8 protein-coding genes and 1 pseudogene are annotated in these 9397 nt (G+C 71.5%); 4 read left to right on the top strand and 5 right to left on the bottom strand.

Annotated features, from left to right (window positions below):
• Positions 1-197 precede the first annotated feature (197 nt).
• Together RBH18_RS41205 and RBH18_RS41200 are read left to right on the top strand one after the other, a co-directional pair.
• Positions 198-1481 carry an IS256 family transposase gene (locus RBH18_RS41205; RefSeq protein WP_372339068.1) on the top strand — a complete coding sequence of 428 codons (1284 nt, stop codon included), beginning with the start codon at positions 198-200 and terminating at the stop codon, positions 1479-1481.
• Positions 1478-1837, top strand: a complete 360-nt coding sequence (locus tag RBH18_RS41200; protein WP_306215950.1) for a hypothetical protein — start codon at positions 1478-1480, stop codon at positions 1835-1837. The genes RBH18_RS41205 and RBH18_RS41200 overlap by 4 nt, the downstream gene beginning before the upstream one ends.
• A gap of 6 nt (positions 1838-1843) precedes the next feature.
• Here RBH18_RS41200 and RBH18_RS41195 read toward each other — a convergent pair whose 3' ends face one another.
• The gene (locus RBH18_RS41195; protein WP_306215949.1) at positions 1844-2626 is read right to left on the bottom strand and encodes a transposase family protein; all 783 of its coding nucleotides are present in this window, start codon (positions 2624-2626) and stop codon (positions 1844-1846) included.
• Between the two features lie 120 nt (positions 2627-2746).
• Between RBH18_RS41195 and RBH18_RS41190 the strand changes: the two are divergent.
• Positions 2747-3517: pseudogene (locus RBH18_RS41190) on the top strand (IS5 family transposase); the annotation flags it as partial.
• Between the two features lie 53 nt (positions 3518-3570).
• On the top strand, positions 3571-3885 hold the full coding sequence (locus tag RBH18_RS41185; RefSeq protein WP_306215948.1) for a hypothetical protein: 315 nt from the start codon (positions 3571-3573) through the stop codon (positions 3883-3885).
• A 176-nt stretch (positions 3886-4061) separates the two neighbouring features.
• On the opposite strand, the gene RBH18_RS41180 is transcribed toward RBH18_RS41185, so the two are convergent.
• From RBH18_RS41180 to RBH18_RS41165, 4 genes are all read right to left on the bottom strand, one after another.
• Positions 4062-4280 (bottom strand): hypothetical protein, encoded by a 219-nt coding sequence (locus RBH18_RS41180; protein WP_306215947.1) that lies wholly within the window; start codon positions 4278-4280, stop codon positions 4062-4064.
• A gap of 47 nt (positions 4281-4327) precedes the next feature.
• Positions 4328-4609, bottom strand: coding sequence for a hypothetical protein (locus RBH18_RS41175; RefSeq protein ID WP_306215946.1), 282 nt, complete (start codon positions 4607-4609; stop codon positions 4328-4330).
• Between the two features lie 63 nt (positions 4610-4672).
• The gene (locus RBH18_RS41170; RefSeq protein ID WP_306215945.1) at positions 4673-8011 is read right to left on the bottom strand and encodes a CHAT domain-containing protein; all 3339 of its coding nucleotides are present in this window, start codon (positions 8009-8011) and stop codon (positions 4673-4675) included.
• Positions 8008-9397 (bottom strand): hypothetical protein (locus RBH18_RS41165; protein ID WP_306215944.1); only part of this gene is annotated, 1390 nt, incomplete at its 5' end. The genes RBH18_RS41165 and RBH18_RS41170, both read right to left, overlap by 4 nt.

Raw genomic sequence — 9397 nt, 5'->3', positions numbered from 1 at the left:
GCGCTCACGAATGCGACTGTAATGCTTGTCGTCGCGGCCGGGCGACCGGAGTCAGCCCATACGGGCCAGGCTCATCGGCCATGGAGCAATGCTCGAAACCTGTGGATGAGCGCGTCGGGAGGCGTACCCTCCCGACGAGTTCCAAGCCAGGAATCGAGCAGAGCCCGCGCGCCAACGCGGGTGGGGAGGGTACGCCCGTGCTTACCGTAGTCAACCCGGAAGACCCGACGCCAGCGACCGTGTCCGAGCCGGCCGTGTCCGGCGGCTCGTTGATCGATGAGATTGTGCGGGACGGCGCCCGCCGGATGCTCGCGGCCGCGCTGGAGACCGAGGTCGCCGCCTACATCGCCGCGCACGCCGGCGAACTCGGGGAGGATGGCCGCCGCCTCGTGGCGCGCAACGGTTACGCCCGGCCGCGGCAGGTGCTCACCTCGGCCGGTGCGGTTGAGGTGGTGGCGCCGCGGGTCAACGACAAGCGCCTCGACGAGCAGACCGGCGAACGGAAGCGGTTCGCCTCGGCGATCCTGCCGGCCTGGTGCCGTAAGTCGCCGCAGATTAACGAGGTGCTGCCGCTGCTCTACCTGCACGGACTCTCGTCACAGGATTTCGTGCCGGCGTTGCAGCAGCTCCTCGGCACCAGTTCCGGGCTGTCCGCGGCCACGATCACCCGGCTCACCGCCCAGTGGCAGGACGAGGCCCGCGCGTTCGCCGGCCGCGACCTGTCCGGCGCCGACTACGTCTACCTGTGGCCCGACGGCGTGCATCTCAACGTCCGTCTGGACGAGGCGAAACTGTGCCTGCTGGTGATAGTCGGCGTCCGCGTCGACGGCCGGAAAGAGCTCGTCGCGCTGGCCGAGGGCTACCGGGAGTCCACCGAGTCATGGGCGGACTTGCTGCGTGACTGCAAGCGGCGCGGGATGCGCGCCCCGGCCCTGGCCGTCGGTGACGGGGCGCTCGGGTTCTTTAACGGATTGCGTGAGGTGTTCCCCAGCACACGGGAGCAGCGCTGCTGGTTCCACAAGATCGCCAACGTGCTCGGCGCGCTGCCGAAATCCGCGCATCCCGGGGCGAAGAAGGCCCTCGCCGAGATTTGGAACGCCGAGGACCGCGACCACGCCCGCCCGGCGGTCGCCGCGTTCAAGCTCGCCTACGGCGCCAAGTTCGGCAAGGCCGTCGCCAAGATCGTCGACGAACTCGACGAACTCCTGGCCTTCTACGACTTCCCGGCCGAGCACTGGGTGCATCTGCGCACCACGAACCCGATCGAGTCGACCTTCGCGACGGTGCGGCACCGGACCAGGGTCACCAAAGGGCCCGGCTCCAAGGCAGCCGGGCTCGCGATGGCGTTCAAGCTGATCGAAGCCGCTCAGCAACGCTGGCGGGCGGTCAACGCACCGCACCTGGTCGCCTTCGTCCGCGCAGGCGCCCGCTTCGAACACGGCCGGCTCGTCGAACGTCCCCAGCAACAGGCGGCGGCGTGAACCTCCAAGCCCTGCTTGACCAGCTCAACCATGCCGACCCGCGCCGCCGGGACCTCGCCGCCGACCAACTCGGCGACCTCTTGCGCGCCGGCGCATACAACCAGGCCGACACCGAACAAGCCGTCACGCACCTGCTGACGACCGCATTGCACGATATCGATCCAACCGTGCGCGAGTCGGCGCTCCACGCCGTCAACGAAGCGTTCAACCACCGCGCACTGCCCCTGCGACTGTTCGACGCCCTGCAGCGCCACCTGGCCTCACTAGACCCGGCCCTGCTCGACTACGCCCTCAACATTCTCGCGTGCACCCACGACCCGGCCGCCCGACCAGTGAGCCTTTTTCATTCTGAGTAGGCCGGTTCATCGTGAGTAGGCCGGGTTCTCGGCGTGGTGCAGGGCGAGGATGGCCTGGATGATCGGGGTCGCCCGGTGCGGGCTGCAGCGGAGTTTCGTCAGGATCTTCCAGGTCTTGAGGGTGGCGTTGGCGCGTTCGCCGATGGCTCGGATCCGAGCGTGGGCCCGGTTGACCTTTTTCTGCCAGCCGGAGAGTTTTGGCCGGTAGCGGTGCCGTTTGAACGGCGTTCGGATGCTGCCACGGGCACCTTGGTAGGCCTTGTCGGCGAATGTCATCACCTTCGCGTTGGTCAAGGCCTCGATGATGGCGTGGGTGCGGGCTGCGGTCAGGTCGTGCACCGCGCCGGGCAACGCTGCTGACGCCCAGACGAGCCGGCCTGCCGCATCGGCTATGACCTGCACGTTTACTCCGTGACGGCGGTGCTTTCCCGAGTAGTAGGGCTTCTGGTCGGCGACCCGGTCGATGGGGATCAGGGTGCCGTCGAGAATCGCGCAGGCGAGCAGCCGGATCCTGGCCATCGCCATTTCGAGGTCGTCGGCGGTGGCGGCGAGCAGGTTGATGGCCTCGCGGACGTAGCGCCAGGCGGTCGTCACTCCGGTCTCGAAACCGCAGGCCAGGCGGGTCAGGGTGTCACCGTTACGCAGGTGCGCGAGAGCGAGCAGGGCTTGCCGGCCGGGGTCGAGACGCCGCCACCGGGACCGGCGCCGGTCGCGGTGGGCTCGGATGAGACCGGCGAGGTGGTTCAGACTACGAGTGGACAACGGAATCGCGGCAGGGTAAGACAGCACAGCGAGGCTCCCGGTTGGGGCATCGGATCTTGGTCGACTGCTGTCTTACCGGGAGCCTCGTCCTATGTCGACTCCGGGACTCTGCCTCTGCCGTGACCTGCACCGTCACGATGAAAAAGGCTCAATGGGATCCGGTGGCGGGTTCGCACCGGCTCGCCGTGGCGTGATCTGCCGGCCGAGTACGGGCCCTGGCAGACGGTGTATGGGCTGTTCAGGCGTTGGCAGCGCTCCGGAGTGTGGACGCGGATCCTGACGGCGTTGCAGGCCAGAGCTGATGCGCAGGGCCGGATCAAATGGGAGGTCAACGTCGACTCCACCTCGTGCCGGGCGCATCAGCACGCCGCTGGGGCGCGTCGCAACGGAGGTGGGCAGGTTGAACCGCCCGGCGGGCCGGTGACCGAGCCGGCCGATCACGGTCTGGGCCGTTCCCGGGGCGGGCTCACCACAAAGATCCATCTGGCGTGCGAGCAAGGTCAGAAGCCGTTGTCGATCCTGCTCACGGCGGGACATCGCGGTGACTCACCGCAGTTCGTCGCGGTGCTGCAAGCGATCCGGGTCCCTCGGATCGGGGCGGGCCGGCCCCGGTGGCGACCTGATCGGGTCCGCGGTGACAAGGCCTACTCATCACGCGCGAACCGGGCGTTCCTGCGACGGCATCACATCCGATGCACCATCGCCGAACCGGCCGACCAGGCCGGACATCGCAAAAGACGCGGTTCCGGCGGTGGCCGGCCACCGTTGTTCGACCGGCAGGACTACAAAGCCCGGCATGCCGTGGAGTGCGGCATCAACCGGCTCAAACGGCACCGCGCCGTCGCGACCCGCTACGAGAAACTGGCTGTCAGGTTCGAAGCCGTGGTGCATGTCGCGGCGATCAACGAATGGCTCTGACCGTCGTGGCATGCTCAAACCCCCCAACGCGCGCTCACCAGAGGGACGGCAGCATGGCCGACTTCTACGACGCCGACTCCGAGAACGGCGACCACATCGCTGATCCCTCCGAAGACGCCCTGATCATGCTGCTGGAAGACCTCGACGCGGACGGCAACACCTTCGTCACCATCAACCCCGCCGACGACAGCGGCTGGTATGCCTCTGTCTCACTGCTCGATGACGGCGGCTATGAAGTCGAACGCGCCGACCCCGACCATCACCAGCACGACCTCACCACCAGCACCGACCTCGCCGCCATCGCAAAAGACCTCACGATCTGGCTGGCCGCCCGCGACTATCCCGGACGACCAACCACCCGCAGCTGACTTTTGAAACGCGCCCTAGCCCGGCGACCGGGTTCGTCGTCCACCACGACAACCGCGGTAGCCTCGCCGCTACCGCGGTGATGGCCGCGTCCCCTCACCCCCCGCCCGGCGACCCGTGGCGGCAGCAGCCCTGAGCCGGGTGAGCCCGGCACCGGTGGCACGGGGAGCGGCGGGCACTACCCCGGCGGCGCGCAGCCCGGTCGTGGTGCGTTCCACCCAGGGGTGCGCGCCACCTTGAGGACGCCCGGGCCGGCGGCGCTCGCAGCCGGCGCCGCCTCGAAATACTCCTCGCCCCCCGGCTCGGCCTGGGCCAGTCGCCGCCGGACCAGATTGTCGAGGTAAGGGCGGGCGAACGCCTCGGCCTGCCGGGCCGCCTGTTCCCACAACGGAAGCACCTGGCGTCCTCGTGCCGGTGCTCGTTGAGCGCGATGAGATCGGCCGATCAGCTCGCCCGGGCCCGGACGAAGGTGACGGCGGGCCCTTCCACGCTTTCCAGGGCTGTCCGTGCGCCGGCGCTGTCGCCCTGCCACGCGTATGCCCGGGCGGCGATGGTCGCGGCGTCGGCTGTGGTGATGCGCAGCCCGAGGCCGGCACCGAGCCGCAACGCCATCTCGGCGTCGGACAGACCGTCGCACAGCTGCCCGCTGCCGACCCGGACGAGCGCCCGCCGGCGCAGCATCCAGGCTTCGTCGCCGGGCGCGCCGCCCCGGAGGAAGTGGTCCACGCCCATCTCCCCGATCTCGAGCGCGGGCGCCGCGGCCCGTGAGCCGCGACGACGTCGGTCACGTCACCATGCGTCGCGGATGGGCGCGGCCCCACCGACTCCGATGTGGGTGAACGCGGCCCATCCGTGCACCGCGTCCGGGGCGTACAGGCCCTCGACGGACGCGTCCCGCATCGGCGCGACCCGGCGCGGCTCGGCGCCGGGCAGGCTCGCGTACGCGTCCATCAGGTCGTCCGGTCCCATCGCGCGAACCTCGCGCTGCGCCCCGGCGAGGGCCTGCGACACATCCCGGCACCGCACGAGGTGGGCATAGAACCGCTCCATCAAGACGGCCGCGATCTGGTCCTGGACCGGCCACAGCGTCGCCACCAGGTGTGCGAATCCGGCGACCAGCGCGGCCCGCACCAGGCCGGACATGTCACCGGCGAGCGTAGACGTGCCCTGGCCGGTCTGGCAGGCGGACAGCACGAGCAGGTCGCCGGTGATGGACGACCCGAGAAGATCCGCGACGGTGAGCCGGTCGTCCCCGGAGAGCACGACGTTCGACAGGTTCGGCAGACCCGGTCGTACGACGGCGTGGGAGGCCAGGTGCACGACGCCCCGGCCGGCCGCGAGCGGGCGAAGACCGGCCAGCGTCGCCCGTGACCCGAGCAATACCTCCGCGTCCGGCAGATGCCGCCGCACACCGAGAACCTCGCACCTGGTGCCCGGCAGTGGTGGCAGACCGGATCGGGTGTCCGGATCACCCACCAGCACGACACCGCGGCCGAGGTCAACCGCACGCCCGGCGCCGTGCCGATCGAGCAGCGACACCGCCGGCAAGCAGGAGACGTCATGCCTGTCGCCGAGCACGCCGTCCCCCCAGGGCAGCGCGGGGAAGGGCACCAGCAACAGGTCGCGATGCGGCACGACGATGATCCGGCGATGGTCCTCCAGCACCGTCCGGAACGGGCCCAGCAACAGGTCGGCCAGCTGCTGTGCGGCGTGCGGGTCGGTCTGACCGCGGCGCAGGGCGCGGTGCCAGCTCGCGATCGAACCGACCAGGCCCTCGGCCGCAGCCGGGCCGTGCGTGTGCACTGCGCCGTCGCCGGTAACCGCCCAAGCGACCAATTCGCCGCGGAAGTGGTGATAAGCGAGCAGGACCGTGCCGGCGGGCAGCCGCCGGACAGTACGCCCGAGGTCGCCGGGCCGCTCGACGCGCCGTGTCAGAAGCGCCGGGACGGTTCTGCGCACTCGTTCCTCGGCGGCGTCCAGCTCGGCCTCGGCCACGTCCAGTACCGGCCGGCGACGGCCGTCGGGCCCCTCGAAAGCGGCCGCCCAGCGGGAGTTCGCGGCCAACCAGTCGCCGACGACGCGCCGGGACCCTGCCGGCAGCGTCGCGAGATCCGTGAGCAGGGCGGCGGGAAGCCCTCGGGCGCGGTCCGCGGCGGCCAGCGCCTCGATCGCCCGCCCGTCGCCCAGCAGACCGGTGACCAGATCCCGGTATGCCTCGGCAACGGTCCAGTCGTCGGTCGCCGCGCTGCGCAACAGATCCCGCGTCAGCCCGTTCTGCCGCTGTTCGAAGAGATCGACCGCCTGGGCGGCGTGACGGGCCTGCTCGGCGTGGCGCCGCTGCAGCCGGCGCAGGCCGGCCAGCAACGCCGGCCGGGTCCATGGCGGCGGTACGGGATCCACCCGCCCGATGAGCCGCTCGGCCGCTTCCGGCTCTTCCAGCCGCACGTAGAGGAGAGTGGCCGGCAAGGGGGTTAGCTGCGTCTCGAGCCTCTGGGCCAGTTCGACGGCCGCCGCGCGCAGCGGGACCGACGCCAGCACGGCGCACAACAACTGTGGGTCGTGGCCCGATCTGTCGATGGCCGCGCCGAAGGCGGCCAGCGCCGCGTCCTCCTCGCCGGCGTCACGCAGGCGCTGTGCGTCGTACCACGCTGCGGTAGCGGGCGCCGAGCGCAGCTGACCGGTGAGCTCGTGGTGCACGGCGACCACCATGGCGGCCTCGTCGTCGTCGAACCGGACCGGCGCGGCGAGCACCTCCCGGATCCGCTGGGCCGCAGTAGTCACCAGATCCGGATCGGCCTGGGCATTCGCCTCCGCGGTCAGCTCGCTGGCCCGCACTGCGAGCCGCACCCACTCCACCGCTGACAGTGTGCGTCCCGTGGCCAGGGCCTCACTGAGCTCGATGTCGGCGAAGGCGAACCGGGCCCGGCGGTAGCCCGCGCCACCGTAGACGGAAGCCAGGTCGATCGAGACCGAAGCGCCGTCGTGCCGGTATCCGTCGCGACCGGCCAGTCGCTCCGCGAGGGACAGCGTCGCCCGCGCCCGCGTGAAGTCACCGTCGTCGCGCCAGCGGCGTGCCCGGACGGCCAGCAGGTGCACCAGGCCGCGGCGGTAGGACCGGCTGCCGTCCCGCTCGGACCAGCGGCGGACCGGGTCGATCTGGTCCGGCTCGACGTGGCCGGCAGTGGCCACCTCGTCGATCAGCCGGTGCACCTCGATCAGCGCGGCGAGCCCGCCGTCCCCGGACTCGCCGGCAAGCTGGCGGGCGCGGGTCAGCTCGTCGTCCCGGATCGGTGCCCGGTCGCGCATCCGGGCCAGATGCGCCCGTCGCATCGCCACCGTGGCGATTCCGGACCGGCTGCCGATCGCTGACCAGAGCAGTTCGGCCTCGTCGTAGCACTCGGCCGCCCGCCCGGCTGCCCGCTGGGTGATCGGCGGCCGGGCGGCTGCCGCCGCTGCGCCGAACGCCAGTCCGAGCGTGTCCGGGTGGCCGGACGGGTCGGCGAACCAGTCGCCGCGGGTCAGCGCCACGTGGGCCTGGGCCGCGGCGTCGCCGCCGGAGCAGGAACGGGTCTCACCCAGCAGCGCAGCGGCCGCCTCGGCGTCACCGTCCCGGAAGGCGAGGTCGGCCCGGGTCACCATCATGTACGACCGGGTCGCCGGCCCGAGCGGCGGCCACTCCCGCTCGATCGCAGCGAGCCGCTCCCGGGTGTGCCTGGCGAGCACGGCGAGGCCGGACCGACGCTCGTCCTCGGACATGGCGTGCGCGACCAGCAACTCGGGCACGACGGCGGTGGCGAGGACACCGAGCGGAGTCTCCCGGGTCGCACCGGTCAGCCGGCGACCGGCGACGACGAGCGCCTCGGCGGCGTCGCCGGCCAGCGCCGACCCGGCGCCGCGCGGCGTCCACTGACGGTCGAGCACCACCGCGGCGTAGCCGAGCGCCGCCCCGTCGCCGTCGTCCGGCAGGTTACGCAGGCGCCGCTGGGCCCGCTGAGGCTCGCCCGCGGCGAGGGCCGCCGCGACCTCGGTGGCCGGACGCTTCGCGACCCGCGCGCCGACCGGGTCGATGCGGTGCTGCCCGGTCAGCAGCAGGGCGGTGACCATCTCGGCCTGCGCCATGGTGTTCATGCCGGCTTCCCTTCCGGCACCGAAGTGCACACCTCGACAATCTTCGCGGTCCAGTCGGCGACCGAGTCCAGAGCCATGCTGCTGTCGCGCCGCGTGGCGATCAGGCCGAGCCGGCCGAGCACGCCGCGCAGGCCCGGCCCGGCGGACCGCGGAGCAGACATCGACCGCAGCGTCTCTCCCAGCCGGGGCAGGTAGAACGCTTCCGAGCTGAACTCCTCCTCGGACGCGAGCAGCAGAAACCAGTCGGTCACGTGGCTGCCGGGCTTGACCGGGCGGCCCGGGGGCAGCGACATCGTGATCGGCCCACCGCGGCCCGCGACGGCCGCCCACTCGGCCCGCACGAAGGCACCCTCGAAGAGGTCGGGGTCCATCCGGAACCGGTCGGTCAGGTCCAGCAGCACGCAGTACAAGCGCTTCGGGCCGGTGTTGCGGATGCGGACGAAGACGGACGGCGGGGTCCAGCCGGATGCGTCAGGGCGGTAGTGGAGCTCGACCTTGCCCTCAGGCAGCGCCTCCCGGTCGGCCGGAAGGGTCCGCTCGCCGGGAAGCGCCGGCACGATCTCGAGGCAGATCTGCTCGTCCAGCCCGGACCGCGGATTCGTCAGGGTGCGGATCTGGAGCCAGCGCGCGATGTGTTCGAGGTGGTCAACGGTGCGCGCCACCCCGGTGGCGTCCGCGGTGACCGGTCCGGTCAGCGGCACTCGGTCGGCGCTGGTGACCAGCAGGTCGCCGGACTCCCGGCAGTGCAAGCGGACAAGCTTGTCGGCATGGACGGCATCCGTGTCCGTGGCGACGCGGATGTGCGGCGACGGACCACCGCCCGGGCCGGCTGTGCAGACCGCGGTGGTGATCCGCTCACCCATCTCCGGGTCGCCCTCCACGACGACCGCGACGGGCGGCAAGGGCACCTGGGTCAGGACCATCCGATACTGCGCCTTGACGTCCGGCACCCACCCCACCGGTTCGACTGAACTGCGCAGATCTCCCGGCCGCACGACCCGGACCTCCCGAATCGGGCGCGCGCCGTACACGGCCAGCCGGGTTTCCTCGCCCGGCACGCACACCAAGCCGTGCAGCGTCCCGACGTTGACCTCCCACGTGCCCTGGAAGTGGCGCATCGTCACGTCCGCCGCCGGCCGATGGAGGGCGCCGCCGAGGAACTCCCGGTCGGCCAGATCCGCAGCGAAGACCTCCAGTGCGGGCAGCTGCTGCCGATAGCGGGCCTCGACCAGCGCGCGGGCATGGCTCCACACCGCGCGATAGGAGGCCCCCGGTCCGACCCGGCTCAGCGCCCGGCCGACCGCATGACTGAACACGCCGTGCACTACGCCGTCGCGGCGCGCTTCGTTGGCGAGTTCGTGCTCCTGGCAGGCAGCCAGGGCGATG

The organism is Actinoplanes oryzae (assembly GCF_030757795.1).
Taxonomy (GTDB): domain Bacteria; phylum Actinomycetota; class Actinomycetes; order Mycobacteriales; family Micromonosporaceae; genus Actinoplanes.
The sequence above is the reverse complement of the archived record's forward strand: the minus strand, read 5'-3'. Positions and strand labels throughout refer to the sequence as shown.